Here is a 26,629-nt window from a genome sequence, read left to right as displayed (position 1 = left end):
ACGAATAGGAATAATATCTTCTATTAGGATACGTCCCTGCTCCATTCTCCGTCACAAAAAGCGCCTTCTGAAAAGCCTGTAGAAGAGGAAGAACAAGGAAGAGCTACGACGAAGGCAGCGCTTACCAGTAGACAGATAGGATATAATGAGGAAAATTGCTGAAGCCAAAGGACATCCATGCACGCCAGCAAAGAACAGAAACACACCGAAAACGGGGCACGCACGCTCCAGCTTCCTCACGGGCTCCTGAAACTCCCGGTCTATCTACCTGATGCCACCCTCGGAGTGGTCCGCGCCGTTGATAGCACAGACCTTGAACAGTGCGGGGTACAGGCACTCGTGATGAATACCTATCACCTGATGCAGCGCCCCGGCTCATCAACCATTCAGGCCCTCGGCGGTCTCCATACTATGAGCGCGTGGGAGCACCCGATTATCACCGATTCGGGCGGCTTTCAAGCCTACTCTCTGATTCAGCAAAACGCCAGGTTTGGCACGCTGGACGCGGACGGCATCACCTTTAAGCCCGAAGGAGCTACCCGCAAATTTCAACTGACACCGGAAAAGGCGGTCCAGCTTCAGTTCAGCTATGGAAGCGATATCGTGATGTGTCTGGACTATTGCACCCATGTCGATGCACCCGATGATGTTCAGCGCCTCTCGGTCATGCGCACCATCGAATGGGCCAAACGTTGCAAACGCGAGTATGAGCGCCTGCTGAAACAGAAGAAGCTGGCGGAAGAGAAACGCCCTCTGCTCTTCGCGGTGATTCAAGGTGGCGGCTCAAGGGAGCTGCGCAAACAGTGCGCTGAAGCCCTGCTCGACATTGGCTTCGATGGTTTCGGCTATGGCGGCTGGCCGCTGGACAAACAGGGACGTTTACTCGCCGATATCATCAGATACACGCGTGAGCTGATTCCCGCGCAGTATCCCATGCATGCCCTGGGCGTCGGCCACCCGAGCAATGTCGCGGAATGTGTGCAGATCGGCTACGAGATCTTTGATAGCGCCATGCCAACCCGCGATGCACGTCATGGGCGCCTGTATTGCTTTCAGGATAGCGCACAGGAAAAATGGTTCCAGTACATCTATGTGGGCGATGACAAGCATATCAAGAATAAGCGCCCGGTCTCCGAAGTCTGCGACTGCCTTTGTTGCCGTCACTACTCGCTCGGCTACCTGCATCATCTCTTCAAGGTGGGTGACACACTCTATTACCGACTGGCAACCCTGCACAATCTGCGTTTTATGACCATGCTCACCGAGCGACTGCGAGCGCATTATGTCCACAACTGATGAGCAACTGGAACGCCTGGTTAGCGCCGTACTGGACAGCAGCAAGTATAGCGGAGTTTGCCCTGACCTGGTACTACAGGTCGGGCAGAGCGAACTTGCCAGGCGGAAAACCTTCAAGGAAGCGGTCAAGAGTACCAAAAACAAGCTGCACCAGGTCAGCGGCGCGTACTTCACCGGCAAGGAAGATTACACGCGTTGGCTTGGGCGCTTACAGCAGGCAAAAGACCAGACACAGCAGAAGGAAGCATGCACAGATATCATGCGCTATCATGCCTCAACCAGAGAGCGCCTTCCTTTTCTTGAAGAGTTCTATGCCAGCCTCAGCCCCGAACTCTCCTCAGCGCACAGCATTCTGGACCTTGCCTGTGGCTTCAATCCGCTCGCCCTGCCGTGGATGCCGCTCGCAGAGGATGCAAGCTACCATGCCTGTGATATTCAGCAGCCAATGATGGACTTCCTTCAAGAGTGGTTTCGGATCAGCGGTGTTCACGGACATGCCGAGAGCCGGAATATCCTGCTGCATCCGCCACAGGAGCAGTTCGACGTTGCGTTCCTGCTGAAAACGCTTCCCTGTCTGGAACAGATCGACAAACAAGCAGGTCTCCATCTTTTACAGGCGATACAGGCCCGCTACCTGATCGTCTCGTTTCCGGCCCGCAGTCTGGGAGGCAAAAAGAAGGGGATGGAGACCTACTACGAGGAGCATTTCCGCTCTCTGGTAGCAGGCACTCCGTGGGAGGCTCGAAGCATTCAGCTTCCAAACGAACTCATTTTTGTTGTTCACAAACCCGAACTCAGCGCCGAGAAGCCGACATAGGTGGAAGCTCCTGCGGTTGCCCGTGTGGAGGTTGCTGCTTTCGAGATGGAATAAACCGCGAGGCCCACCAGCAGAACAGCAGCATACAAGCCGAGAAAAACCCGATCAACAGGTTCAGACCCAGGAACTGAGCGATAGCGCCCGCAAACAACAGAACGGGAATCGAGCCAATGTTATAGAGCATAAATTGCAGCGAAAGGACACGGGCTCGCCCGGACTCTGGCGCCCGCTCCTGCATAATCGTGTTAGTAGGAATATTCACACAGGCCAGCGCTCCGCCAAGCAAGAGCACCAACACAATCGTAACGATCATCACCCACGGTGCGGATGCTCCCTGTGTATGATCGATCCGCAGAGCCACCCAGTGAATCAATGGAAGCAGCACAAAGCCCACAGCCAGCGCCACAAAACCAATGACCGTCAGCCGAATCTTGCCTATCTTCTCGCTGATCGGCGTCATCAGGATCGAAGCCACCACCAATCCAATACCTGCCGGAGCCAGAATCAGGGACATATCCTCGGGAGGTCGATTCAGGAACTCGCGCACGAACGGCCCGGCCAGCTCACCAATCAGCAATTGAATGATCCCGACCACAGAAAGCTGAACCACCGCGAAGAAGAGCAAGCGATCAGCCTGCACAATGCGCCAGCCCTCAAGCATATCCTGCCACAGGTTCATCAGCAGCGAGCGATATACATGGGTCTCCTGTAGCTTCGGTTTCTGCTGCACCTGACGCTTTGCGGTAAAGGCACGCGCCGGGATCAGGAGAATCAGGATCGCACACACCACATAGAGCGCCCCTACCAGCAGGAATAGCATGTCTATCGGCTCTGTATGCAGTGTGACTGTCCCGAAATGGAAAGTAAAGGGCGGAAAGAGCGCTACCACAAAACGTCCCAGAACCAGAAAACCAAGCGCTTGAGAAACGGTCGTCGAGATATTAAACAGCGAGAGGGCCGGCATAATGTCGCGCTCCCCAACCAGCAGGGGAATAGAGGAACCTTCAGCGGGAATAAAAAACTGACCAATGAGCGATGTAATATACGTCAGCACAAACAAAGGCCAGACGTTGGTACGATCGTAGAGCAGGCTGACAAACATCACTACAACTGTCACCATGCGCAGAAGATTACTGAGCCAGAGCACCGTGCGTTTATCAAAACGATCAACCAGTACCCCGGCCACTGCACTGAAAGGCAGTGCGGGCAACGTAAAAGAAATAATCGCAAGTCCAGCCATAAACACGGAATGCGTGACATCATTGACCAGCACAATCACACCATAATTCGTGGCATTCAAAATGGTCAATGAGATGAGTTGTGCCAGCCAGAGCTTGAGGAAATTCGGATTGCGCAGTACTTGCCGCACACTTGCACTGCTGCCTCCCGGCTTGGTAGACAACGACATTGTCGAGATACTCCTGAAAACAAACAGATAATGGAGGATATGGCTTCACGGCTCATAGAAACACTGCTCCGAAACAGGCTCCACTGCTTTTTTAAAACCTCATCCTCTGAGTTTTGTTGCTTTCTTCTCTAAACGAATAAGCCATATGAAAAGTTTGATAAGGAGCGTCACGCAACAAGAAATAATGAAAAATTCCTGCTTTCTCCGCGTTCAGAACCGCGAGAAAGCGCGATATTCACTCTCATCAAAAGAGGGAGGTCATGCGCTCTTTGATTGACAAGCCAGGAAACCAGACCAGAGAAAAATTGCAGTAATAGTTTCGCGTACACAAAGCCGATCCCGTTCCAAAGCGCGTCCATCCTGACAAGGCAATTACGGCACAGAAACGCTCCTGCCTGCTTGATATAGTAGTACATCCCAATACACAACGCAAGCAAGATAGAGGCAAGGCGGCAGCGAGATCAGCCCGTTACCTTGCCTGAGCTTCAATTCGTGCTATAATTTGGGGTCAGGAGAAAATAACGTTGCAAGAAGAACAGCAGAACAGGCACCAGAAGAAAGAAATGAACACAATTACGCAACCATCTACGACACAGCAACACCAGCAGAAGACAGATTTGCTCTCGTTGACCCTGCCCGAGATGAAGGCATGGTTTGTCGAGCAGGGAGAAGAGGCCTATCGCGCCAAGCAGGTCTATAGCTGGATCTATCAACGGCTCGTCACCGACTTTGAGGAGATGACCAACCTGCCCAAAGCGCTACGACAACGCCTTGCCGATAAAGCCAGCATCGGGCCAATCGTGGTCCGGAGTGAGCTGCATTCAAAAGATGATCGCACCCGGAAGATCCTCATTGAGCTGGAAGACGGCAAACTGATCGAATCGGTGCTGATGCTGTATCCACCACTGGGAGAGAGCAGCGCCCGCGCAACCGTTTGTGTGTCCAGTCAGGCGGGCTGTGCCTATGGCTGTACCTTCTGCGCAACCGGACAGATGGGTTTTGATCGGCACTTACGCGCGGGTGAAATCGTGGCCCAGGTGCTTTTCTTCGCCCGAGAGCTCCGCAAGGCTCCCTGGAAAGCCGCAGGGCTGCCTGCAAGCGCCCCCATCGACCATATCACCAATATCGTGCTGATGGGCATGGGCGAGCCACTGCATAACTACAAGAATGTCCTTCAGGCACTGCGTATCCTCAACAGCAAGGACGGCTTCAACCTCGGCGCACGCCATATGACGGTTTCAACCGTCGGGCTGGTACCAGCCATCCGCAAGCTCAGTCAGGAGCCGCTTCAGATCAACCTGGCGATCTCACTGCATGCACCAAGCGATGAGGCACGTAGCCAGACCATGCCGATCAACCGGAAATATCCGCTCAGGGAGCTGCTAAGCGCCTGCCAGGATTATATTCAGGCGACAGGCAGACAGGTGACATTTGAGTATGTGCTGCTTTCAGGAGTCAACGATACGCCCGATCACGCGAATCAGCTCGGCGAACTGCTTTCGCCCCTGCATCAATTCGCCCATGTGAACTGTATCCCGGTGAACCAAACCGCGGCAGGGTATCGCCCGCCAACGCCGGACGCGATCCGAACATTCAGAGCGATTCTCAATCAGCATGGAGTCAGTAACAGTGTGCGTGCCGAACGAGGAGATGATATCGCGGCGGCCTGTGGTCAGTTGCGCACGCGCTTCGAGCAGCGGAAACAACTGAGCGTCATCAACAACTAGCGAGGAAACAAACAAAGGGTGTCCGCAAGGAATATCTCGAAACGAGTGTACCCCTTGTGGACACCCCTGTTTGATCGCACTCTTGCATATGCAAAGCCGGCTCTTAGCGAACTTTGGGGAGCTTGCTCATAGTGCGCAAGCAACGTGTGCAAATGTTCACCGTACGAGGAGTGCCATTGATTGTCAGGCGACGGCGCTGCACATTGAGCACGAAACGACGACGAGTGCGGTGCTGCGAGAATGGTACATTGTTACCATACATGGGCTTGCGCTCACAGATATCACAACGACCTGCTGCCATAGCTCTATCTCCTTCCTTATCAGCTTCTACGATACACAAAAACGCTCCCCAAAGGGAGGTCAGCGCATCGCACAGCGACTGATTCTTGATTTATGAAAGAGGACTCTGGTATACTGCTTCCGTGGTTTCCCCTCAATTGCGAGGATTGCTGGTTTGATACCAGGGCCACACCGCAATGATGATAAGCGGAAACAGAAACGTTGTCAAGAGTGATAGCCCTTTCAAGGCATAGAACTCCGACACGTTATGCGAGTATACCCGATATCGCCTCATTTGGCAAGAGAGAAGAGCATCATATATGTCGGAAGCCCATACACTACAACCACAAACGGGGAACCGCCCACGAGGGAAAATCGAAGTGTTGCCAAACGCAATCCAGAGTATTGCGGTACAGGCAACGACTCTGTGTTATGGCGTGCTTGGCCTGGCCTCACCGCGTCTACGCAATGGAGAGGCCGTACGACTGGATGCAAAGCAAGCCAATCAAGGGGTACGTGTTAACGTGGTTAATGGTCAACTCATAATCGACGTATACGTTGTCCTGGAATATGGACTGCGTATCTCCGAAATTGGTCACAATATCATGAGTACCGTCAAATTCTCAATCGAAAAGATGCTCGGCATTCAAGTTGCTGAGGTCAATGTGAACGTTCAGGGCTTGCTCCACAGTCCTGACTCACAACCTGAGCAAGCATAATTCATAACAAAGGTAGTTAAATCCCCAATGCAGGAACAAACACCACGCACACTACGCCACCGGACCAGACGGATCAGCGTCTTTGATGGTCAGGACCTCAAAAATGCCATCCTGGCGGGAGCAGCCTGGTTAGAAGAAAATAAAGAGACAATTAACGCTTTAAACGTTTTTCCCGTCCCGGATGGTGATACCGGCTCAAACATGTCTGCTACGCTAAAGTCAGCTATCCGCACGATCGCAACCAGTGAAGAAACCTCCGCCGCCGCCATTGCGGCCCGAGTCGCGCACGATGCCCTGCTTGGCGCACGCGGCAATTCAGGCGTCATCCTTTCACAGACCCTGCGTGGTCTGGCTCAGGGGCTCGATAAAAAGACAACCTTTACCGCGCCCGATCTGGCCCAGGCATTTCAGGAGGCCTCACGCCTGGCCTATCGTGCCGTGCTCAAGCCGGTAGAGGGCACGATCCTGACTGTCGTTCGTGAGACAGCAGAGGCCGCGCAACGCAGCGCCCAACAGGGTGATGACCTTGTTTCTCTGCTGCATGAAGTCGTTATAGCCGCTCGTCTGGCAGTCGCACGGACACCAGAACTTCTCCCCACCCTGAAACAGGCAGGCGTTGTCGATTCTGGAGGGCAGGGTTTTTATATCTTCCTTGAGGGCATCTGGCGCTACATTCGAGGCGAAAACGCGACCGATGAGGCCATTACACCGCAGCCCATAGCACCCCAGACCAAAAAAGGACGCGTCACGGTTGAAGAAGAGTTTGGCTATGAGGTTGTCTTCCTGCTCAAAGGGAAGAATCTCAATGTTGAGCAGATTCGGCAGGCCATCATTGATATGGGTGGCGTCTCAACCGTTGTCGCCGGTGATGATACCCTGCTCAAGGTACACACGCATACCCTGACCCCGGGCAAAATCCTTGACTATGGTGTTAGCCTCGGCAGCCTGTCAGATATCAATATCGAAAACCTTCAGGAACAGAGTCTCTCCTATGCCGCGGAAAGCGCACAGGAACACGCCGAGACAACGAAAGAGCAGGAGGCACTTCCAATCGCTACCATTGCCGTCGTTGCTGGCGTGGGCTTTGAAAAGGTCTTCCAGGGCCTGGGAGTCTCCTCCATCGTCTCTGGTGGCCAGACCATGAACCCAAGCATTGAAGAGCTCCTCGAAGCCGTTGAGAAGGCTCCTTCCAGACAGGTCATTCTCTTACCCAACAATAGCAACGTCGTGCTCAGTGCACAACAGGTCAGTTCCCTCACCGAAAAAGACGTCTACGTCGTTCCAAGCAAAACCTTACCACAGGGGATTGCAGCCCTGATCGCCTTCAATTTTGACGCCGATTTCGCAACCAATTGCTCCACCATGACCGCGGCCCTGCAATCCGTCCAGACAGCAGAAATCACTACCGCCGTTCGGACTGTCCAACTGGGAACGGTCAACGTTCGTGAAGGCGACTTTATCGGCGTGATTAACGGACACCTTGCAGTGGCAGGACAGGATCTTCAACAGGTCATGACTGATACCCTGCTCCGTATGCAGATAGATGCATATGAACTTGTCACCATTTACTACGGGGCAAGCGTTTCAGAAGAAGATGCAGCAGAGATCAGTAAGTGCCTGAAGGAACAGCATCCCCACCTCGAAGTAGAAGTTGTCTCAGGTGGTCAACCATACTATGCCTACATTCTTTCGGCAGAATAAAAACATTGCAGGAGGCCAGAATGCCCGTACGAATAGTCACCGATAGCACCGCCGATATTCCCGCAGAACAGGCTCAAGTGCTTGGCATCACTGTTGTTCCACTGACCGTCTTCTTTGGTGAAGAGTCGTATCTTGATGGCGCTGAACTCGATACCGCTACGTTCTATCAGAAATTGCAGGAAGCACCAGACCTACCACGCACCTCACAGCCCTCACCAGCTCGCTTTGCAGAAGCATATACCCGCCTGATCCAGGAGGGAGCCGATGGCATCATTTCAGTCCACCTCTCATCCGGTTTGAGTGGCACATACCAATCAGCATGCACCGCCCGTGACAGCCTCCCGGAAGAGCTCCGCCAGGTCCCGATAGAGATCATTGATTCACGCAGTATTAGCGCCGGTATGTCGCTGGCAATTTTGAAAGCTGCCCGAGAAGCGCAAGAAGGACACAGCCTGGACGAGATCAAGAGTGCCTTGCTTGACCGCCTCTCACGGAGTCGCGTGCTCGCGATTCTGGATACGCTGGAATATCTGAAACGGGGGGGACGCATTGGCGCAGCAAAAGCCTTTTTGGGCAACATGCTCAGCTTTAAACCGATCGTGACCGTTAAGGAAGGCGTTGTTGCCCCGCTTGAACAGCCACGTACCCGCAGTAAGGCCTATGTCCGGGCCGCACAGCTTGCGAGCGAGTTCGCCCCCTTTGAAGATATTGCCATTGTAGAAGCCAACGACGAGGTTGGACAGCAACTGGAAGCCACGCTGCGCACAATCTATCAGGGAGAGATCACGCATTATAAGTTTGGCGCGGTCCTCGGCACCCATACCGGTCCGGGCCTTGTTGGTGTAGCCTTCATCAGTCAGAGGCAGCTCGACTGAGCAGACACCCGGAGTGTATGGGCGAATGCTCCATACACTCTGCATTTCATCCCTTCCTCGCTTTATTCCTGGATTCCCCCGCTTCAAGCTGTGCGCCTGCTCTTTGTCCGCTGTTTGAGGCTTTTTCTCGCTCTACCAACATCAAGAAACGTGTTGACAAGCATTGACTAATAATACCATGTCACGTACAATAGAACTAAGATCATGCTTTTCTACTGGAAAAGCGACATCACATGGTAGAACGAGAAGGGTGTGCATCCAGAAAGGAGTACGAAACGAACCGCTAGAGCGAAACGTGGACCATCAGAGAAGAGTGAAGACAGGCATCGGTTCAGGAGAAGTAATCTCTAGCAAGCTCTATAGCATGTCCTGTTATACTCGATATAGACATAGGCAATCACCATAGCATGGTTGCTTCCGACTCATAGTTTCATGTAGGAATTGCCAGCATGGCATAAACTACAAAAGGAGGAACGACTGTGGGAATGTTACGGGTGATGTCAAGACGTGGTGACGACCGTCTGACATGGGATGAACAAAAGGTTCTGGTAAAAGACCCCGAAGCCCTGGCCGCAGTTCGAGAAGCAGAGCGCATCTTTGAGCAAGAGCGTAGCAAAGGCGCAACTGCATTCCGTATTGAAACAGGCAAGCCGGCACAGCGTATCGACAAATTTGATGCTACTGCTGAACAAATCATAATGGTTCCGCGTGTCGTCGGAGGATAGATCCTTTTCCTTGCCTTACGACTTGCGCTGAGCTCTCGGTGTCTTCGGCACATCTCGCTCCGTCCTGACAGATTACTCCATATCCGCGCAGAGGTTACAGCCTCTCTAAAAGCAGAAGGGGGAGCGCTCCATTCTCCCGAAAAAGGGGTACAAGACAACGCTGTATCTTTCATCAAAACACAAGAGGGTATGGAGCGCCTTCCCGAAGCGCCAGGGCGCACACAGACGTGTTTGTCATTGGAGAAAGCAGGGTCTCACCGTTCCCGGGCATTGAAAGCACCGGGCAACTCGCTCTGTCGGTTTATGCAATCAGGTCAGGGGGTAAGGGCGCACAAAAGAGCGTCCTTATTCCTCCTCATCTTCATCCTCAGAGCCACGCAGTTCAATACGTGCGATCTTCTGATGACCATTCTGTTTCGCGCATGAATGCGGGCCATCCCCGAGTGGAGCTTTACAGTAAGGACAGGTGGGCCGCCCTGCCTCCATTAACAGATTGACCTCATTGGCAAGGGCAAGGGCATCCTGTGGCAAAAAGTGGAAGATAATAGCATCATCCTCACGAATAATCACTTCCGGCTGCTCGTCCTCATTCAGCGCGATCTCAAGCGGAGTTAGCAGCAACAGGAATGTATCATCCTGCTCATCATAATTGAGCTTGATTTGGCCGATATGAAATTCATAGGTAGGCAGCGTCGGGAAATCGTCGGGCATTCCACTGGGTTCAGGAAGCCCCCCGGGACGCGCTTCAAGCCGAAGCACCTCCCCTTCAATCACAATTTTCAACACTTCATCTAGCGTCTGCGCCAGCGTTCGCAGATACTCTTTCTCCATCCAGACGACAGCTGTAGCGTACTCGCTTCGTGCGAACAGCCGAAAGCGCCTCTGACCAGGAGCGCCTACTGCATCCGCTCCTAAAAGATTGACACGACCAAGATCAGTACTCATTACACACCTCTTATTCCAGGAACCTCACTCCTCACGAGTGGGAAGATTTGCCGTCTCTTCTGTATACCAACGAGCAGGCAAGCTCAGGATGTACAATCGCCTCATACACGTTTAACAAACTGGAATGTTGACAAAATAGCCCTGCTTCTTTCCGCGGCCCTATACTCGCTTTCATGGCGTCATCGGCCTCGGCCACAAAAGCGGGTACAGTATGCCAGCCACCTGGCGGGTACACGTCACCAGGCGGCTACGGCGGGTACCACACCTTAATAGCCACGATTGGGATCATACACATTTTGCAATGGTTGACCGGCAGTGTAGCGTGCCAGATTTTCTGCGAAGAGATCGGCCAGCCGCTTTTCATAGTGGATATTCTCTCCAGCAATATGCGGCGTAATGATGACATTGGGCAGGGAAAACAACGGACTTTCCGCGGAGAGCGGTTCTTCTGCAACAACGTCCAGCCCGGCACCAGCAATCCAGCCTTCTTGAAGAGCCTGAATTAGTTTTGGCTCATCGATCACCTGACCCCGCGCAACATTCACAAGATAGGCATTTCGTTTCATTGCTCGTAGCTCGGCTTCTCCTATCATGCGCTCGGTCGCGGACGTCAGCGGAACCGCGATCACGATGTAATCGCAGTGTGCAAGCATCGCCAGCAGATCCGAGGCTGGATAGAGTAAATCAACATCGGGATCTTTGTCTCCTGGCTGCGCCGAACGCCGCGTCCCCACCACATTCATGCCGAATGCTCTTCCCAGTTGTGCCACTCGTCGTCCAATATGGCCCAGACCGATGACTCCGAGCGTCTGTCCGGCCAGTTCCCGCCCTTGCAGCCGATACCAGCTCGCACTACGCGGCCAGATATGGCGATCCTGTAAACGAACCATTTCAGGCCAGGAGCGATTGAACATGAGCATGCTTCCAAACACATATTCACCGATACTGGCCGCATGGATACCAACCGCGGTTGTAACCAGCACACCGCTATCAGGAGCAAGAATACCGGTATGTTGCAGATTATCAATACCTGCTCCCGTTGCCTGAAGCCAGCGCAGCTTGGGCGCCAGCTGACGCCAGTTGTCTGGCACCCAGTATGAGCAGAGAATCTCTGCATCATGGAGCTGAGCCAGAAACGCATCTGGATCAGTGATACACAGGACAGGCTCTCCAACGATCTGCTGAAAGCGCTGTACCGAAGCTGTGGCAAACGGAAATGTACTGATAATAGTCATAGAACGTACGCTCCTCCATCACTGGTAACGACAACACAAGAGAGGATCCCGCAAACGCCTGTAGAAGGGGATCACGCGGGAGATTGACCGCTGCTGAGCGGACAGTGGCCCGGCCTCAAGAACTGGTCTGTCAAATAATGCCAGGCATAAAACACTTGCACACAAAAAGAACCATCTTCTCCTATTTTACACCGAAGATGACGTAACAGCTTGGCAGCACTTATCTGGCATCAGACTGAAAGCCCTGTTACAGATCGGTCATCTCGCGTCAAATGCCCCTTCTCCCTGCTATAGAGACAGGAGAGCAAGGAGGTCCCATCCTTCAATGACAGTAGCAGACGTCACGTGCTTTGATCTACCAGCACGCACACATAGTACACTCATCATGGAGAGCGGGCGGACTCATACAGAGGGTCGGGTCAGGGAGGGCGTCAGGAAGGGGGAGAACGGAGTGATATTGCAGACTATACGAAAAACCGAACGTAAGTTACACGTGTGAAAGAGAGAAGGGGAGAGCAAGGACAGAGAAGGATCGAGGGCATAAAGGGAAAAAGGCCGTTCTTTTTGAAGGTAAAAAGAGAAAAAGAGAAGAAAAAGAGAAGCAGGAAGCAGAGAGAAAAGCCAGACAGGCAAAAGCAAGGCGACAGATAGGAGAATACACGATCATGTATCTACTGTTGCATTTATTTAACTCGCTGTGCTATAATCCGAGTGGCTAAAATGGTGGGTACAATGTGAAGTAAAACAGACAGGGTAAACCAGGATGAAGCAAGAGCCGCCCTCTGTTTGGGGACCGTTAGTGTTAGTCGGTCAATTAGGCTTCACTATCGCCATTCCCATTGCGTTGTTAGCATTACTTGGATACTGGGTCGATGGCAGGTTCCATACCGCGCCATTATTTATACTGCTCGGGCTGCTGCTTGGCCTGATCTCAGGGATCTTCGGAGCATACCGTTTATTGAAGACTGCGGGTATTTTCCGATCCTACGAAAAGAAGAAGGATCGTTAACGATACTATGAACAAGAGACAAGATTTCAAGAACGGAAGCCGCCTGTTCATCATTGGGATTCTGCAAGCAGTACCCCCACGCATAATGGAGGACGTCGCGTGCAGCTCTGGAAACTTCCTCATTTTCAATTAGCGCCAGAAGAAATTTTTCATCTCGGGCCTATTCCTGTAACCAACACACTTCTCTGTACTATACTGGGAATTGTAATCATACTCGTGTTATTCTTCTTTGCTGGTCGGCGCAAAGAGATGGTCCCCCGTGGCCTGCAAAACGTCGCGGAGTGGGCGCTTGAGTCTCTCATGAGTCTCGTTGAGAGCATTGCCGGCAAAAGATGGGCGAAAAAGTTCTTCCCCCTGGTTGCCACTCTCTTCATATTTATCTTTGTCTCGAACCTGGTTGACATTCTGCCGGGTGTTGACTCGATCGGCACCATTCACGGCGCAGTCAAAGCAGGCGAGCAGATGGGTCCGTTCCTGTTCGGTGACTCATCCAACAAAATCATACCCTGGCTTCGCCCCGCGACGACAGACCTGAATCTGACGCTTGCGATGGCGCTGGTCACGGTTCTCACCGCGCAGGTTTTCGGTTTCTACGCACTGGGTGCGAAAGAGCACATCTTCAAGTACATCAACTTGCCAGCGCTGAAGCAGGGTCCTGTCGGGTTTATTACCTTCCTTGCCACCCTGCTGGAAATCGTACAGGAATTCAGCCGCATTCTGTCGCTCTCCCTGCGACTCTTTGGTAACATCTTCGCAGGTAGCGTCGTGCTGGCGGTTTTCGCCTTCCTGCTTCCAGCCCTTGTGAATATCATCTTCATTCCCTTCGAGATGCTGGTTGCATTCGTGCAGGCATTCGTGTTCTCGCTGCTGACGCTGGTGTATCTCCAGTTGGCAGTGACCAGCCATAGTCACGAAGAGCATGGAGAGGAGCACAGTGTTGAAGGACAGGCAGTAGCGACACACTAAGACCCATCAAGCCACGGGAACAGGCATTACCCGCCTGTTTCCACCAATCCTTGTGACACTTTTGTCATGCTACTCGCGACATCACGTTGCGATTGCATAAATGAATTCATTTAATTACGAAACAACAGGCTTTGTCCTTAAGGAGGATTTTTCAAATGGATCTCAAACCACTCGCAGCAGCTATCGCAATTGCAGTCGGCGCACTTGGCCCTGGTCTTGGTATTGGTATCGCAGCCGGGCAGGCATTCAGCGGTGTTACCCGCAACCCTGAATCCGCCCCTGTGGTTTTCCCTCAGCTGATCCTGGGTCTGGCCTTCGCAGAAGCTATCGCTATTTATGCTCTGGTCGTTGCCCTGATGATCCTGTTCATCTAGTCCAGGTGCTATCTGAACATTGCCAATTGCAAGCGCGAAGAGACACAGCACTCCGTATGGAGCATCTCTAGAACAAGAGGCAACATACGTGAGGCTGCGTCTCAACGCGCGTAACAGTTAACTATCTGGACGCCAGGAGAAAAAAGCATGCAAACACTGTTGCATACAATGGTTATCGCTGAAGAATCGAGCGGTGGCGTCAGTGCGCTTGGCATTAACACATGGTTCTTCGTTTCACAGCTGATCAGCTTTCTTGTTGTTCTGGTCATCCTCTGGAAGTGGGGCTTCCCGATGATTCAGAAAACAATGGAGAAGCGCCAGCAGATTATTCGTGAAGGGCTTGAGAACGCAGAGAGAGCCAAGCGAGATCTACAAGAGGCACAGGCTCGCGCAGACCAGGTTCTGCAAGATGCACGCCGCCAGGCCCAGGAAACGATTGAAAAAGCGGCCCGCGACGCACAGCAACAGGCAAACCGCATTATTGAAGACGCGCAGGCTCGCGCCAAGCAGGTTGAGCAGCAGCAACTGGCCCGCATTCAGCAGGAGAGCAACCGCGCTCTGGCCGATATTAACCGCTACGTTGTCAACCTGTCAATTGAGGCAGCCAGCAAAGTCATCGGCAAATCGGTTGATTCAAAAGACAACCGCCGCCTGATTGAAGATTTTGTCGTCGCCGCCGACAAAACGAGGAATAACTGATGTTAAAAGGAGCGATTGCACGGCGCTACGCCGAGGCCATCTTCAACCTTGCGCGCAAGCAAAATACGCTTGATCGCACCCTGGAGGATGTAAAAGGGATCGCTCAGCTATTCTCAGGGCGCAAGCTGTCCTATCTCTTGCAAGAGCCAAAGGTACCGGCCAAACGAAAAGAGAGTGCCTTGCGTGAGGCTCTGGCCTCTCATGTGTTACCAACATCACTCAATCTTGCCCTGCTTGTGGTACAGCGTGAACTGGTTGAAGTGATGCCCAACATTGCTGCCGAGCTGGAACAGCTTCTACTGAACTACCGGAATCAGGCAGTAGCAGAGGTCACAACCGCAATGCCGATGGACGACGAGCAGCGCACCATCGTTCAGCGAGCCCTGGAAAAGACAACAGGCAAATCCATCATTTTGCAGACTCGGGTCGATCCGAGCATCCTGGGTGGAGTGGTTGCACGCGTGGGAGATCAGCTCATAGACGGCAGCGTTCGCAACCGCCTGCATATTTTGCAGCAGCAGTTGCTGAACAAGGCCGATACTATCAAGCCTGACTTTCAGTCGAGGGAGGAACTAGCCGTTTAGCCTTAGATGCAACGGCTCTCCCCCCTTTTCAAAAGCAACATTCTGTTTCATCCACTCAGTCGCGAAAACGCTCAACTTTTGACCCCGGATAAACGCATCCACACCCCGTTGTGGAGCAGCAAGACTGTATTACAAAAAGAACCACTAGGATAAAACTAGGAGGACAACGATGGCATCTTGGGCTGATGAAATCAGTGCCATCATTGAGAAAAACATTGCAGGGTTCGGAACCGAGACCTCGACCGCAAGCGTCGGCACCGTTATCGCAGTGCAGGACGGTATTGCGCGTGTCTACGGCCTGCAAGATGTGAAGTATCTGGAACTGGTAGAATTTCCGCGTACAGGCTTGTATGGCCTCGCCTTCAACCTGGAAGAAGAAACCGTAAGCTGCCCGATCCTGGGCGATTTTACCGAGATCCGAGAGGATGACGAAGTTCGTACGACCGGACGTATTATTGAGGTCCCCGTTGGTGACGAGCTTCTCGGTCGTGTCGTCAACCCACTCGGTCAGCCAATTGACGACCGCGGTCCAATCAACACCACCAAAACGCGCCCGGTTGAGCGTGTCGCTCCCGGCGTTATCACCCGTCAGTCGGTCGATACCCCGGTTCAGACTGGTATCAAAGCGATTGACAGCGTTATCCCTATCGGTCGTGGTCAGCGCGAGCTTATCATTGGTGACCGTCAGACCGGTAAAACCGCGATCGCGATCGACACGATTCTGAACCAGAAGGGGAAGAATCTTATCTGTATCTATGTTGCTATCGGTCAGAAGAACTCCTCCATCGCTCGTATCCGCTCGATTCTGGAAGAGCATGGCGCAATGGAGTACACTGTCATCGTGGCCGCAGGCGCTGCCGATCCCGCTCCGTTGAAGTACCTCGCCCCCTACGCAGGCTGCGCAATGGGTGAAGAGTTCATGGAGAGCGGACGCGATGCTCTGATCGTCTATGATGACCTGACCAAGCACGCAGAAGCGTATCGTAACATCTCTCTTATCATCCGCCGCCCGCCGGGCCGCGAAGCATTCCCTGGTGACGTGTTCTACCTGCACTCCCGCCTGTTGGAGCGCGCTGCACGCCTGAACAAAGATTACGGTGGTGGCTCGCTGACCGCGCTGCCAATCATCGAGACGAAGGCAAACGACATCTCGGCCTACATCCCGACGAACGTCATCTCAATTACTGATGGTCAGATCTTCCTGGAAACCGACCTCTTCAACTCGGGCCAGCGCCCCGCTATCAACACCGGTATCTCGGTTTCGCGTGTGGGTAGCTCCGCTCAGACTCGTGCAATGAAGCAGGTCGCAGGTACGTTGCGTCTTGACCTGTCGCAGTTCCGTGAACTGGCTGCATTCGCACAGTTCGCTCAGGACCTTGATAAAGCCACCAAAGCTCGTATCGAGCGCGGCCGCCGCGTCAACGAAATCCTGAAGCAGCCGCAGTACAGCCCGGTTCCGGTTGAGCATCAGGTTATGATTATCTTCGCCGCCACCAATGGCTATCTCGACGATGTGCCTCTGGAGCTGGTCGGTGAATGGGAAACCGGTCTCTATCGCTTCATGGACGCAAGTCACCGGGATATCCTCAATGAGATGGTTGAGAAGTCTGTGAACGGCAAAGAGAAGATGTCGGACGATCTTCTCAAGAGAATGCGTAACGCTATCGAAGAGTACAAACAGACAGCAGCACCGCGCCAGGAGGCTTAATTATGCCATCAACCCGTGAAATACGGCGGCGTATACGGTCTGTGTCTAACACGGCGCAGATTACGAAGGCTATGCAGATGGTAGCCAGCAGTAAGATGCGCCGCGCGCAGGATCGGGTACAATATTCCCGTCCTTATGCCGAGCAGATCCGCGGCCTGGTCTCGCGTCTGGCAAGCGTGACCGACACCGAGGAACTGGGCGAAGAAGTTGAGTTGCTCAAGCAGCGTCCGGTCCGCAAGGTCGGCTATCTGGTCATTTCGCCTGATCGCGGTCTCTGCGGCGCGCTACCCGGCAATATCAACAGAAAACTGGCGAACAGCGCACTGGAAGAGCAGCGCCGACTGGAAAGCAACGGCATCACCCCGAACATCGAATATATCGCTGTCGGGCGTAAGAGCCGCGATTTCCTTGTGCGCACGCAGCAGCAACTTATCGCGGAGTTTACCAATCTCGGTGATCGTCCGGGTATGAATGATGCCAGCGCCATCGCACAGGTCGCAGTGGACGCCTTTATCAAGGGCGATGTTGACGTTGTCTATCTGGCCTATCCAAAGTTCGTCAACACCGTCACCCAGGTTCCCACTGTGGAACAGCTTCTCCCGGTTCAGCCGCCAACAGGAGAAGCAGACACAAAAGAGGCTCTGGATTATATCTATGAGCCAGACGCAAAAGAGATTTTCAAGGCGCTGCTCCCTCGTTACGTCGATGTGCAGGTCTATCAAGCACTGCTCGAAACCATTGCAAGCTTCTATTCAGCACAAATGGTAGCGATGAAAAACGCAACCGACAGTGCAAAAGAACTGATTCAGGACCTGACCTTGACCTATAACAAGGCTCGCCAGAGCGCGATCACGACGCAGATTCTCGAAGTGGTCTCTGGTGCAGAAGCCCTGGGATAAGCAATTAACACGTCGTTTCATAGAAAACAGAGAGAACAACGAGAGGCATTTGCAATACGAACTGCCTCGATGATGGAGAGATACATACTATGACGCAAGCACCAACCCGTACGAAGGGTAAAGTCGTGCAGGTTCTGGGGGCAGTTGTAGACGTCGAATTCCCCACAGATAAACTGCCTGAAATTTACAACGAACTTCGCGTCCGCCCTGCCGGTGCTGATGAAGACCTCTCTTTGGAGGTGGAACAGCACCTCGGCAATAACTGGGTCCGCTGCGTTGCTATGGGTCCTACAGATGGCTTGCAGCGTGGCGTTGAGGTCGAAGATACCGGCGCACCGATCTCTGTTCCAGTCGGCCCTCAGACGCTCGGTCGTATCTTCAACGTTCTTGGTCAACCGGTAGACAACAAGCCGGCCGTCGAGGGCACCGAGCGCTGGCCTATTCACCGCCCGGCTCCTGACCTAGAAGAACAGGCTTCTACTGTTGAGATCCTGGAAACCGGTATTAAGGTTATTGACCTCGTCTGCCCCTTTGTAAAAGGTGGTAAGATCGGCGCGTTCGGCGGTGCCGGTGTGGGCAAGACCGTTACCATTCAGGAGCTCATCAACAACATCGCAAAAGGTCACGGCGGTTACTCCGTGTTCGCTGGCGTCGGTGAGCGCACCCGCGAAGGAAATGACCTCTACCATGAAATGGAAGAGAGTGGCGTTATCGACCGTCTGGCCATGGTCTTCGGTCAGATGAACGAGCCTCCTGGCTCCCGCCTGCGCGTGGCGCTGACCGGTCTGACGATCGCTGAATACTTCCGCGATGTCGAGGGCCGTGACGTGCTACTCTTTATCGACAACATCTTCCGTTTCACTCAGGCCGGTGCTGAGGTGTCCGCGCTGCTCGGTCGAATGCCGTCCGCCGTGGGATATCAGCCAAACCTGGCTGAGGAAATGGGTGAGTTGCAGGAACGCATCACGTCGACGAAGAAGGGTTCTGTTACCTCGATGCAGGCCGTGTACGTCCCCGCTGACGACTACACCGACCCCGCACCGGCAACGACCTTCGCGCACCTTGACTCAACACTCGTGCTTGACCGCGGTATCTTCGAGCAGGGTATCTACCCGGCGATCGACCCGCTGGCCTCGACCAGCCGCATTCTGGACCCGCAGGTTGTCGGTGAAGAGCACTACAATGTGGCCCGTGGCGTACAGCGCGTCCTTCAGCGCTATAAGGACCTTCAGGACATCATTGCCATCCTGGGTATCGACGAACTGTCCGATGATGACAAACTGATCGTGGCCCGCGCTCGTAAGCTTCAGCGCTTCTTCGCACAGCCGTTCGCTGTCGCTGAGGTGTTTACTGGCCGCCCTGGTAAGTACGTTTCTCTGAAGGATACCGTTACCGGCTTTAAAGAGATTCTCGAAGGAAAATATGACCATATTCCTGAGCACCACTTCTATATGAAGGGGAACATCTCAGAGGTCGTCGCTTCCTACGAGGAAGAGAAGGAATAAGAGAAAATGGCAAGTAGGGCTCCAGAAAAGACCCTGCATGTCGAAGTGGTGACCGCAGAGCGTGAGCTGTACAACGGCGAAGCGACGCAGGTTCAGGCCCCAGGCGCAGATGGGCAGCTAGGCATTCTTCCAGGCCATGCCGCTCTGCTGACCTTCCTGACCCCTGGCATGCTCCGCATTGAGCTTGGCGACGCAGAAGCTCCGCTCTTCGTTTCTGGTGGCTTCCTGGAAGTAGCCAATAACCGCGTCACCATCCTGGCCGATGCCGCCGAACATGCGGAAGAAATCGACCGGGCACGAGCGGAGGAAGCCCGTCAGCGTGCACAGCAGCGTCTGGCAGAGGCCTCAAACGCGGAGGAGCGGGCCGAGTATCAGGCAGCCCTTGAGCGGGCAGTTTCTCGCCTGCATGTACTCGAATTCGCACGCCGCCGCACACGCCGCCGCCTCGATGTGCAAGGTGTCCACGACTAAGGCGACCTGTTCTGAACAGGCAAGGCAAAAAAAGAACCCCCGGCATTGCCGGGGGTCATTGTTTTTCTGTCTCTTGCTGCGTTACGCCTAGAAACCGCTACTCCCTGAATCACCACCACCACCGAAGTCCCCTCCGCCAAAGTCTCCACCACCAAAGTCACTGTCAAAGCCACTGCTCCCTACGTCTCCGCCGAAACCACTGTCACCGCCATAATCACTGTCAAAGCCGCTGCTCCCTACGTCTTCGCCGAAGCCTCCATCATTGTTATGGGCCTCGTTTTCACCCGCGTGACGTCCAAGCTCATAGCCAAGCAATCCACCGGCAGCGGCACCCAGACCGCCAGCCGCCCAGGGATTCATTCCGCCACGCCGTCGGTCATAATCGGGACCATAATTCGGGCCATAATTTGGCGGATAAGGCTGCCCATACTGGTTATAGGGCTGCTCACCATATGGCGGAGGAGGTGTCGGGCGCGGCCCACGATTGAAGAGATTGCCAAAGCCGCCAAAGCCACCGCCACCAAAACCGCCAGGTCTGTTTTTGCGGGAGCGGATAATACCAAAGATGCCCAGCCCCAGAAGAACCAGCAAACCAATACAACACCAGGTGCCAAAGCCACCGCCACGGCTGATGCTCCCGAGCGGTCCACCACTGGAAGCACTGCTCAATGACTCAAGGGCGGCTGCGGCTGCATCAGAGAAACTTCCACCGCTCTGCTTCTTGTCGGTAAATGCTTTGGAAGCGGTTGAGTAATCGCTACCATTGAGTTTCACGTCAGAGCCACCCGAGATCGCAACTCGACCGCCCCCACTGCCCAGACGCAGCGTAATCGCCATCACAATCTGATTTTTGCTCTTGACGCTCGCTTTCGTCTTCTGCTCAAAGGCGCGCTGATCGCCATTAAAGCCAGACATCGTATAGATAGTGACAGGATACTCAAGCGACTGGGCCGCGTTTTGAATGCGCCCGCGATCCTGCAATATCCCGGCTCGATCCTCGATATTCACGCTGGCAGCCAGAGTACTTGTTGTCGTAAACAGTACCAGCAGACACGCCGCCAGGAGCGCCAGGATACCTTGTCCCCCTCGCTTCTTGATAAAAGAGGTGCTCCGTTCTCTCTGCTTCATAACCGTCCTTCTTTATACTTCATGCACTCATTCTGTTGACTGGTATTACATTCTTTTACAGCACAAACTCTCTACTGTACTTTTCATGTGAACACCTTCCAGGGCCTCTCACCTATGTACAACGGGAGCAAGCACAGGAAATCAAATGGCGCACCGCTCCCTATACTTTGTATGCCTCTGATCCTTGCTTTTTATACGATGAAATACCATGCGAAGTTGAAAGAAACCCCGATCAAAAAGGACAAGCAGAAAGAGCCGCTGCTTTAGCGACTCTTTTTCTTGTCTTCCTCGCCCGTCATCATGCGGTGTACTTCACTGGGCTGTGGACGCTGCGTTACCTCGCGGAAGTCTCCACCGATATCGGTACCACGCGGATCTTTCCCGGTCTCGCTCGCCGATTCATCCCCAAGTTTTCTGGCAATCTCTTTGTTCTTCAAATCAATGTGCGCAGGCCCTCCTACCTGCTCAGTTCCTTGTCGCTTCGACACACGCCGTAAGCCAATGATCTGTACAATCAGGACTATCCCCAAAATCACGAGGATAAAACCTAACCAGACAGGTAGCCAATCAGATGAAGTGAACCAGGACATACTTTTCACCCCCATTTATCGACAAAACAAACATTGTTCCGCTTCTTCTCGCATCATCACGCATATCAGAAACACGATAGACAACCCGGTTCGGATACAGATCAGGGTTTTGCGTGCTACAATAAAGAGACACTGCATTGTGTCTTGAGGCAACATCCATCACTCTTCTGGTTTCTTCTCGTATCCTGCTTTTCTTCAAGATGCAGGAAATACATTTGCTGTTTTGGGATTGAATATTATGAGCACTTTTCATAGCGGGCAACGCCCGTTCGTTCTGATTATTATGGATGGTTGGGGCATCAACCCTCGTAAAGAAGGGAACGCTATCGCGCTTGCTCGTACCCCCAATCTAGATACCATTGCGCGTGAGTGGCCTCACACGGCGGTCAAAACGTCCGGCGAGGCCGTTGGTTTGCCCCCCGGCCAGATGGGAAACTCCGAGGTCGGTCACCAGAATATCGGAGCCGGAAAGCGCGTTCTACAGGACTACACCCGCGTCAGTGAGTCCATTCGCGACGGCAGCTTCTTCCATAACCCCGCCTTTATGAGGGCTATCGAGCATGTCAAGAAGAATAACTCGCAGCTCCACATCTGCGGCCTGCTTGGCAATGGCGGTGTTCATGCCCATGAAAGCCATCTGGAGGCCCTGCTTCAGCTTGCCGAGAAGCACGATCTTGAACGTGTGTATATTCACTCCTTTACTGATGGTCGCGACTCTTCGCCCACCGGTGGCATCGAGTTTATGAAGCGCCTGGAAACACGCGCCCGCGAGATCAACCCGCAACACCCGGCCCGCGTCGCTACCGTTACCGGTCGCTACTACGCAATGGACCGCGATAACCGATGGGATCGGACCGGACGTACCTACTTCGCGATGACCCGCGGCGAAGGCTTGCAGGCTGATTCTGCCCTGGCAGCAATCCAGCAGTCCTACGATAAAAACGTCACTGATGAGTTCATTGAACCGACCGTGATTATGGAGAATGGTCATCCAGTCGCGATGGTTCAGCCCGGCGATGCCGTCATTCACTACAACTTCCGTCCCGATCGCGCTCGTCAGCTCACAAAGGCCTTTGTGCTTCCCAAGATGTCACCGCAGGCGGTCGAAAAGTTCCCGCGCGGTCCTCGCATGGAAGATCTTGTGTTTGTGATGATGACCGAGTATGAGCCCGGCCTTGATGCAGAGGTGGCGTTCCGTGCTGATGAGGTCGAGATGCCGATTGCACGCGTGATCTCTGAGCAAGGCATGCGCCAGTTCCATACCGCCGAGACCGAGAAATACGCCCATGTGACCTATTTTATCAATGGCCGGCGTGAAACACCGTTCACGGGTGAAGATCGCGAGATCGTTCCCTCACCAAAGGTTCCGACCTATGACCTGCAACCGGAAATGAGCGCCGAAGGCGTCACAAAAACAGCGATTGAGCATATCCGCACCGGGGATTACAGCTTTATCGTGATGAACTATGCGAACGCCGATATGGTCGGACATACAGGTGTGATTGAGGCCGCAATGAAAGCCTGTGAGGCCGTTGACAAAGGAGTCGGGCAGGTTGTGGAAACAACGCTTCAAATGGGCGGAAACATCCTGATTACAGCCGACCACGGCAACGCAGAACAGCTTATTGAGTATGATACCGGCAAGCCGTTTACGGCCCATACCACCAACCCGGTACCACTCTATCTTGTTTCGCCTCACCTGGCTCACGCCAAACTGCGCACTGATGGCATTCTGGCAGACGTTGCCCCCACCATCCTGCAAATCATGGGCATACAACAGCCAAAGGATATGAGCGGCCGTTCGCTGCTGCTTTCCTGACGCTCAGGCAGCCTGTAGGGGCCTTCAAGCAACTATTGCATTCCCCTACAGGTTTTTTCATACTCCCAATCGAGACAGCTATGCTACACCCTTTTCCATAGAAGATGCTTCTACGAAAAGAAGAGTTATTTGAGCATTCCTTACAGCGAACTATGCTCTGAGGATAGTTTTCGCAGGAAAAGTACAAGAGTTATCCACTTATTCTGTGGATAACTCTGTATAATTGTGGATAACTGTGCAGCCAACCGCTTAGCCAAGCCGCTCCAGCGATGTGCTCGGCACAACAACCGGTGTACCATCTTCAAGCATGACACGCATGGCACGCGTCCTTATACCTGAAGGAAATTCCTGATCATAGGAGAAAATATAGTCGAGCACGCCCGTTGCTCCCATATATTCGCCGCTATTGATACGCACATAGGCACCGATTGCCAGCGTAAGATCAGGGTGGACAGGCGTCCAGTGTTCCTGTTTGTTGTAGGGCAGGGAGATAAGCAACTCTGGCACCAGATGCAGCCGTGTGGAAGTCAGCCCGGAGAGCAGGACCGGGGCCCCCTGATAGCTGCTCAGCAAGTTCGCGATGCGAGCAGGCATGGAGAACTCGCCCACACCCTCGGTAAACATCAGGGTTAAACGGGGAAGATGCGCGGTAATTCGCTCAATCTGCTCGGAAGCCAACAATTGTAAGAGGTCAACCCGTAAAAATCCTTCCAGATCGCGCAGGGTGATGCTGCCGGCAATCACACCGGCCACCCCTGCCTCGCTGGCCTGACGCAACTGGGAAAAGGTGAGCGGGCCGGGTATCACCAGAATGGTACCGGGCTTCTGCGGTGTGATGCGCCCATTATGCCAGAGGGTGAGCGCGCCACACACCTGATAGCCTACCCCGAGCTTTCCCTGAATCACGGTCGCCCTGCTCTCGATCACCACTCCACCACGCCGGGTCAACTCTGTCACCCGTCCCCATAATCCCGAGAAGACCAGCTCCGCCTGCGGAATAGCCCGCAGTGCCGGATTTGACGCCGAAGACAAAGAGAGCCGAGAACGAGATGTTCTCGACTCCTGATATGGTTGTACTTCCTGAAAGCGTATCTGCTCAACACGAATCACAGGTTGCTCGGGAAGGACATTTTGTCCGGGTCGTACCAGGGGAATAACAGACCGATAGCTGTTCCCACCGGGCCAGCGCTCCCTTTTTATCATCATTTGTGGAATAACAGACCAACCTAGTGGATAGCTCACAGCGTGGCCTCCTCCCTGTTAGCCTCCTAATGCCTGCATCCATTGAGTGAGGCGCGCCTGCCTCTCAAGCTCATTCGTTGGCAAGACCAGAGGCCGTCCCCGGGCGTCAATAATCAAGCCAACAAGCCCGCCATCAATCTCCTCAGCCACCCGGGCGCGTTCGCCGGGACCAAGCCCGACATCAACCCCGGGAGCAGGATAGAGCGTTAATAGCGCCTGCTCGTTCATTCCCAGTGGAATGACTTCCATTGAGCCAGCCATCACGTCAACATCCAGTTGTCGCCCATTACTATACTCAACCCCGACACGTACTGCCAGCTCACCCGGTTTCAAGTCACCAAAAGGAATAACACAGGCCCCCAGACGATGCGTGACAGCGTCGTTCTCATTGACCTGAACCGCTGTCAGAGGAGCGACCGCCGCCACCGCGCCAAGCTGAGGAATCAGCATGGTGCGATCCAGCACCAGCGATGTGACTCCCTTTGGCTGTAAAGCATCCAGAATCATCATCGCCGCCTGTGAGAACTTGGGCACATGGGCAAGCACGCCGCCAGTTGCCAGAATCAGATCTGAATCTGGCCACAAGCCGCTTGTCTTCTTCGCCTCCTCCATTGTCAGGATCATCGCCTCGCGCGCAAACGCCTGCATAATCTGTAAATCGCGAATGCTGGTCGGAACACTCTCTGCATGGGTCATATGCTGTAACGCGAACTGGCGAATCTCTTCCTCAGAGATAGTAAAGGGAAGCCAGCGGGCCACACGTTGCCAGCCAACTTTCTGTAAAATGGCGCTAATAGAGGATCCCACGCCGATGCCCGCATTGACAACAGGAATAAATTCGCCCTGCTCTCCAGCAATCATCGCAGTCGTTGTTGCACCACCAACATCAATCGCGGTCACATTCATAGAGTAATGCTGTGCGAGGAAGCGTACCAGACTACTCAATGAGGTCGCTGTTGCCACTGGTGGCGTCTCGGTCCATGCAACCAGACCGGTATAACCAGGCAGGCGCTGAATGATTTTCTGCTCATGCAGCTGACCGACAGCCATACTCATTGAGGCAAGTTGAGCCTGAGAGGTCAGGGGCTCTGCTCTGGTGAAATCGGCTGCGCCCGCCAGTAAGCGATGACTTGCCTCAACATATTGAGGCGCACCAGCATAGATCACTGAATACGGCGCAGAAGTGAGGGCGGGATTCTGCTGTTTGAGCTCTCGTGCGGAAACAGCCAGAAGCTGGCACGCTTCCTGGAGCGCATGCGGTCCTGCGGGTCCCTGTGCCATGCCAACAATTAATGCTCCCTGTGGATGCAGCTCACGCAACCGGGAAACCTGGCGCTCCCACTCCTGAGCAATACGCTCGCGCGACCAGGCTTGCTGTGGGTTTGCGGTCTGGGAAGAAGCTCTTGCAGCCTGGAAAGAGGGGGAAGGAAGCGGGTATATTTCAGCATAGAGTCCTGAGACAGCCTGATCAACCAGCTTCTCAAGCGTCTCATCGACCCCGCCCAAAACCAGGAGGCGTAAGGAGCCCCCTGCGCTTATTGTTGCAATAAATACATCAACACCATCGCCATTAGGCTGCTCGGGAGTAAGGACCTGCTTCTCATTCACGAAACGGCGTCCAGTAATATGCTCGATGGAATGAATTGCCTGGATTACTCCCTGCAAGATATCTTCTTGTGGTGGAGTCACCGTAGTTGGCGCTTCTCCACGCGCCATTAAGCGATATTGGCCCTCCACCAGCCCAAATAGCGAGACCTTTGTAAATACGGAACCTACATCGGCAACCAGGAGCGAACCGGCATTCGCCGTATTCTGCCCCTGGTTCTGGTCATATGCAGGCCCCTGTTCTCCCTCTGAAAAGGGTTGTGTAAACATCTCCGGTCGTTCTCTCCTCTGAAGTTAGCGGAA

The 26,629-nt window shown here is 53.6% G+C and carries 25 protein-coding genes; 17 read left to right on the top strand and 8 right to left on the bottom strand.

Annotation, left to right across the window (positions count from 1 at the left end; genetic code table 11):
* The first annotated feature begins 177 nt into the window (after window positions 1–177).
* Together tgt and KTH_RS26335 are read left to right on the top strand one after the other, a co-directional pair.
* The gene (gene tgt, locus KTH_RS26340; RefSeq protein WP_111325638.1) at window positions 178–1,296 is read left to right on the top strand and encodes a tRNA guanosine(34) transglycosylase Tgt; all 1,119 of its coding nucleotides are present in this window, start codon (window positions 178–180) and stop codon (window positions 1,294–1,296) included.
* Window positions 1,283–2,113 carry an Rmt family 16S rRNA (guanine(1405)-N(7))-methyltransferase gene (locus KTH_RS26335; RefSeq protein WP_111325637.1) on the top strand — a complete coding sequence of 277 codons (831 nt, stop codon included), beginning with the start codon at window positions 1,283–1,285 and terminating at the stop codon, window positions 2,111–2,113. The genes tgt and KTH_RS26335 overlap by 14 nt, the downstream gene beginning before the upstream one ends.
* Here KTH_RS26335 and KTH_RS26330 read toward each other — a convergent pair.
* On the bottom strand, window positions 2,091–3,521 hold the full coding sequence (locus KTH_RS26330; protein ID WP_111325636.1) for an MFS transporter: 1,431 nt from the start codon (window positions 3,519–3,521) through the stop codon (window positions 2,091–2,093). The two genes, KTH_RS26335 and KTH_RS26330, sit on opposite strands and share 23 nt — an antisense overlap.
* A 563-nt stretch (window positions 3,522–4,084) precedes the next feature.
* Here KTH_RS26330 and rlmN point away from each other — a divergent pair.
* A complete protein-coding gene (rlmN, locus tag KTH_RS26325; RefSeq protein WP_111325651.1) occupies window positions 4,085–5,248 on the top strand; it encodes a dual-specificity RNA methyltransferase RlmN in 1,164 nt (387 codons plus the stop codon).
* 103 nt (window positions 5,249–5,351) lie between these two features.
* On the opposite strand, the gene rpmB is transcribed toward rlmN, so the two are convergent.
* Entirely contained in the window at window positions 5,352–5,549 is a 198-nt protein-coding gene (gene rpmB / locus KTH_RS26320) for a 50S ribosomal protein L28 (RefSeq protein ID WP_111325635.1), read from the bottom strand.
* Between the two features lie 298 nt (window positions 5,550–5,847).
* On the opposite strand from rpmB, the gene KTH_RS26315 reads away from it, so the two are divergent.
* The 4 genes from KTH_RS26315 to KTH_RS26300 all read left to right on the top strand — a co-directional run bounded on the left by KTH_RS26315 (window position 5,848) and on the right by KTH_RS26300 (window position 9,547).
* Window positions 5,848–6,246 carry an Asp23/Gls24 family envelope stress response protein gene (locus tag KTH_RS26315; protein ID WP_111325634.1) on the top strand — a complete coding sequence of 133 codons (399 nt, stop codon included), beginning with the start codon at window positions 5,848–5,850 and terminating at the stop codon, window positions 6,244–6,246.
* 27 nt (window positions 6,247–6,273) lie between these two features.
* Complete coding sequence (locus tag KTH_RS26310) at window positions 6,274–7,947, top strand: DAK2 domain-containing protein (protein ID WP_497621863.1); 1,674 nt, start codon at window positions 6,274–6,276, stop codon at window positions 7,945–7,947.
* Window positions 7,948–7,967: 20 nt separating this feature from the next.
* Window positions 7,968–8,822, top strand: coding sequence for a DegV family protein (locus KTH_RS26305; RefSeq protein ID WP_497621861.1), 855 nt, complete (start codon window positions 7,968–7,970; stop codon window positions 8,820–8,822).
* Between the two features lie 485 nt (window positions 8,823–9,307).
* Complete coding sequence (locus KTH_RS26300; RefSeq protein ID WP_497623284.1) at window positions 9,308–9,547, top strand: hypothetical protein; 240 nt, start codon at window positions 9,308–9,310, stop codon at window positions 9,545–9,547.
* A gap of 345 nt (window positions 9,548–9,892) precedes the next feature.
* On the opposite strand, the gene KTH_RS26295 is transcribed toward KTH_RS26300, so the two are convergent.
* Window positions 9,893–10,492, bottom strand: coding sequence for a DUF3090 family protein (locus KTH_RS26295; RefSeq protein ID WP_497621860.1), 600 nt, complete (start codon window positions 10,490–10,492; stop codon window positions 9,893–9,895).
* A 266-nt stretch (window positions 10,493–10,758) separates the two neighbouring features.
* The gene (locus KTH_RS26290; RefSeq protein WP_497621858.1) at window positions 10,759–11,727 is read right to left on the bottom strand and encodes a D-2-hydroxyacid dehydrogenase; all 969 of its coding nucleotides are present in this window, start codon (window positions 11,725–11,727) and stop codon (window positions 10,759–10,761) included.
* 799 nt (window positions 11,728–12,526) lie between these two features.
* Here KTH_RS26290 and KTH_RS26285 point away from each other — a divergent pair.
* The 9 genes from KTH_RS26285 (at window position 12,527) to KTH_RS26245 (ending at window position 19,942) form a co-directional block, all read left to right on the top strand.
* Complete coding sequence (locus KTH_RS26285) at window positions 12,527–12,736, top strand: AtpZ/AtpI family protein (RefSeq protein ID WP_170142927.1); 210 nt, start codon at window positions 12,527–12,529, stop codon at window positions 12,734–12,736.
* A gap of 99 nt (window positions 12,737–12,835) precedes the next feature.
* Window positions 12,836–13,702: a F0F1 ATP synthase subunit A gene (atpB, locus tag KTH_RS26280; protein ID WP_111325627.1), complete on the top strand. Its 867-nt coding sequence runs from the start codon at window positions 12,836–12,838 to the stop codon at window positions 13,700–13,702.
* 155 nt (window positions 13,703–13,857) lie between these two features.
* Window positions 13,858–14,076, top strand: coding sequence for an ATP synthase F0 subunit C (atpE, locus tag KTH_RS26275; protein ID WP_111325626.1), 219 nt, complete (start codon window positions 13,858–13,860; stop codon window positions 14,074–14,076).
* A gap of 147 nt (window positions 14,077–14,223) precedes the next feature.
* Window positions 14,224–14,775: a F0F1 ATP synthase subunit B gene (gene atpF, locus KTH_RS26270; protein WP_111325625.1), complete on the top strand. Its 552-nt coding sequence runs from the start codon at window positions 14,224–14,226 to the stop codon at window positions 14,773–14,775.
* Window positions 14,775–15,359, top strand: coding sequence for an ATP synthase F1 subunit delta (atpH, locus tag KTH_RS26265; RefSeq protein WP_497621855.1), 585 nt, complete (start codon window positions 14,775–14,777; stop codon window positions 15,357–15,359). Before atpF ends, atpH begins: the two co-directional genes overlap by 1 nt.
* A 169-nt stretch (window positions 15,360–15,528) precedes the next feature.
* Window positions 15,529–17,067, top strand: coding sequence for a F0F1 ATP synthase subunit alpha (gene atpA / locus KTH_RS26260; protein ID WP_497621853.1), 1,539 nt, complete (start codon window positions 15,529–15,531; stop codon window positions 17,065–17,067).
* 2 nt (window positions 17,068–17,069) lie between these two features.
* Window positions 17,070–17,966 (top strand): ATP synthase F1 subunit gamma, encoded by an 897-nt coding sequence (gene atpG / locus KTH_RS26255; RefSeq protein WP_111325622.1) that lies wholly within the window; start codon window positions 17,070–17,072, stop codon window positions 17,964–17,966.
* A gap of 89 nt (window positions 17,967–18,055) precedes the next feature.
* Complete coding sequence (atpD, locus tag KTH_RS26250) at window positions 18,056–19,471, top strand: F0F1 ATP synthase subunit beta (RefSeq protein WP_111325621.1); 1,416 nt, start codon at window positions 18,056–18,058, stop codon at window positions 19,469–19,471.
* Between the two features lie 6 nt (window positions 19,472–19,477).
* Entirely contained in the window at window positions 19,478–19,942 is a 465-nt protein-coding gene (locus KTH_RS26245; RefSeq protein ID WP_111325620.1) for a F0F1 ATP synthase subunit epsilon, read from the top strand.
* A gap of 87 nt (window positions 19,943–20,029) precedes the next feature.
* Here the strand turns inward: KTH_RS26245 and KTH_RS26240 are convergent, their stop codons facing one another.
* Complete coding sequence (locus KTH_RS26240; protein ID WP_497621850.1) at window positions 20,030–21,070, bottom strand: hypothetical protein; 1,041 nt, start codon at window positions 21,068–21,070, stop codon at window positions 20,030–20,032.
* A gap of 263 nt (window positions 21,071–21,333) precedes the next feature.
* Window positions 21,334–21,660 carry a hypothetical protein gene (locus tag KTH_RS26235; protein WP_497621848.1) on the bottom strand — a complete coding sequence of 109 codons (327 nt, stop codon included), beginning with the start codon at window positions 21,658–21,660 and terminating at the stop codon, window positions 21,334–21,336.
* Window positions 21,661–21,898: 238 nt separating this feature from the next.
* On the opposite strand from KTH_RS26235, the gene gpmI reads away from it, so the two are divergent.
* Window positions 21,899–23,479 (top strand): 2,3-bisphosphoglycerate-independent phosphoglycerate mutase, encoded by a 1,581-nt coding sequence (gene gpmI, locus KTH_RS26230; protein ID WP_497621846.1) that lies wholly within the window; start codon window positions 21,899–21,901, stop codon window positions 23,477–23,479.
* Window positions 23,480–23,728: 249 nt separating this feature from the next.
* On the opposite strand, the gene KTH_RS26225 is transcribed toward gpmI, so the two are convergent.
* Window positions 23,729–24,721 carry a hypothetical protein gene (locus KTH_RS26225; protein WP_497621844.1) on the bottom strand — a complete coding sequence of 331 codons (993 nt, stop codon included), beginning with the start codon at window positions 24,719–24,721 and terminating at the stop codon, window positions 23,729–23,731.
* Window positions 24,722–24,739: 18 nt separating this feature from the next.
* Window positions 24,740–26,596, bottom strand: a complete 1,857-nt coding sequence (locus KTH_RS26220) for a glutamate mutase L (RefSeq protein WP_497621842.1) — start codon at window positions 26,594–26,596, stop codon at window positions 24,740–24,742.
* Between the last annotated feature and the right edge of the window lie 33 nt (window positions 26,597–26,629).

It is taken from the genome of Thermosporothrix sp. COM3 (assembly GCF_059696735.1).
The sequence above is the reverse complement of the archived record's forward strand: the minus strand, read 5'-3'. Positions and strand labels throughout refer to the sequence as shown.

Coding starts and splice junctions, on each gene's coding strand:
- tgt (WP_111325638.1), top strand. CDS start 178: ATGCACGCCAGCAAAGAACAGAAACACACCGAAAACGGGGCACGCACG.
- KTH_RS26335 (WP_111325637.1), top strand. CDS start 1,283: ATGTCCACAACTGATGAGCAACTGGAACGCCTGGTTAGCGCCGTACTG.
- KTH_RS26330 (WP_111325636.1), bottom strand. CDS start 3,521: ATGTCGTTGTCTACCAAGCCGGGAGGCAGCAGTGCAAGTGTGCGGCAA.
- rlmN (WP_111325651.1), top strand. CDS start 4,085: ATGAACACAATTACGCAACCATCTACGACACAGCAACACCAGCAGAAG.
- rpmB (WP_111325635.1), bottom strand. CDS start 5,549: ATGGCAGCAGGTCGTTGTGATATCTGTGAGCGCAAGCCCATGTATGGT.
- KTH_RS26315 (WP_111325634.1), top strand. CDS start 5,848: ATGTCGGAAGCCCATACACTACAACCACAAACGGGGAACCGCCCACGA.
- KTH_RS26310 (WP_497621863.1), top strand. CDS start 6,274: ATGCAGGAACAAACACCACGCACACTACGCCACCGGACCAGACGGATC.
- KTH_RS26305 (WP_497621861.1), top strand. CDS start 7,968: ATGCCCGTACGAATAGTCACCGATAGCACCGCCGATATTCCCGCAGAA.
- KTH_RS26300 (WP_497623284.1), top strand. CDS start 9,308: ATGTTACGGGTGATGTCAAGACGTGGTGACGACCGTCTGACATGGGAT.
- KTH_RS26295 (WP_497621860.1), bottom strand. CDS start 10,492: ATGAGTACTGATCTTGGTCGTGTCAATCTTTTAGGAGCGGATGCAGTA.
- KTH_RS26290 (WP_497621858.1), bottom strand. CDS start 11,727: ATGACTATTATCAGTACATTTCCGTTTGCCACAGCTTCGGTACAGCGC.
- atpE (WP_111325626.1), top strand. CDS start 13,858: ATGGATCTCAAACCACTCGCAGCAGCTATCGCAATTGCAGTCGGCGCA.
- atpF (WP_111325625.1), top strand. CDS start 14,224: ATGCAAACACTGTTGCATACAATGGTTATCGCTGAAGAATCGAGCGGT.
- atpH (WP_497621855.1), top strand. CDS start 14,775: ATGTTAAAAGGAGCGATTGCACGGCGCTACGCCGAGGCCATCTTCAAC.
- atpA (WP_497621853.1), top strand. CDS start 15,529: ATGGCATCTTGGGCTGATGAAATCAGTGCCATCATTGAGAAAAACATT.
- atpG (WP_111325622.1), top strand. CDS start 17,070: ATGCCATCAACCCGTGAAATACGGCGGCGTATACGGTCTGTGTCTAAC.
- atpD (WP_111325621.1), top strand. CDS start 18,056: ATGACGCAAGCACCAACCCGTACGAAGGGTAAAGTCGTGCAGGTTCTG.
- KTH_RS26245 (WP_111325620.1), top strand. CDS start 19,478: ATGGCAAGTAGGGCTCCAGAAAAGACCCTGCATGTCGAAGTGGTGACC.
- KTH_RS26240 (WP_497621850.1), bottom strand. CDS start 21,070: ATGAAGCAGAGAGAACGGAGCACCTCTTTTATCAAGAAGCGAGGGGGA.
- KTH_RS26235 (WP_497621848.1), bottom strand. CDS start 21,660: ATGTCCTGGTTCACTTCATCTGATTGGCTACCTGTCTGGTTAGGTTTT.
- gpmI (WP_497621846.1), top strand. CDS start 21,899: ATGAGCACTTTTCATAGCGGGCAACGCCCGTTCGTTCTGATTATTATG.
- KTH_RS26220 (WP_497621842.1), bottom strand. CDS start 26,596: ATGTTTACACAACCCTTTTCAGAGGGAGAACAGGGGCCTGCATATGAC.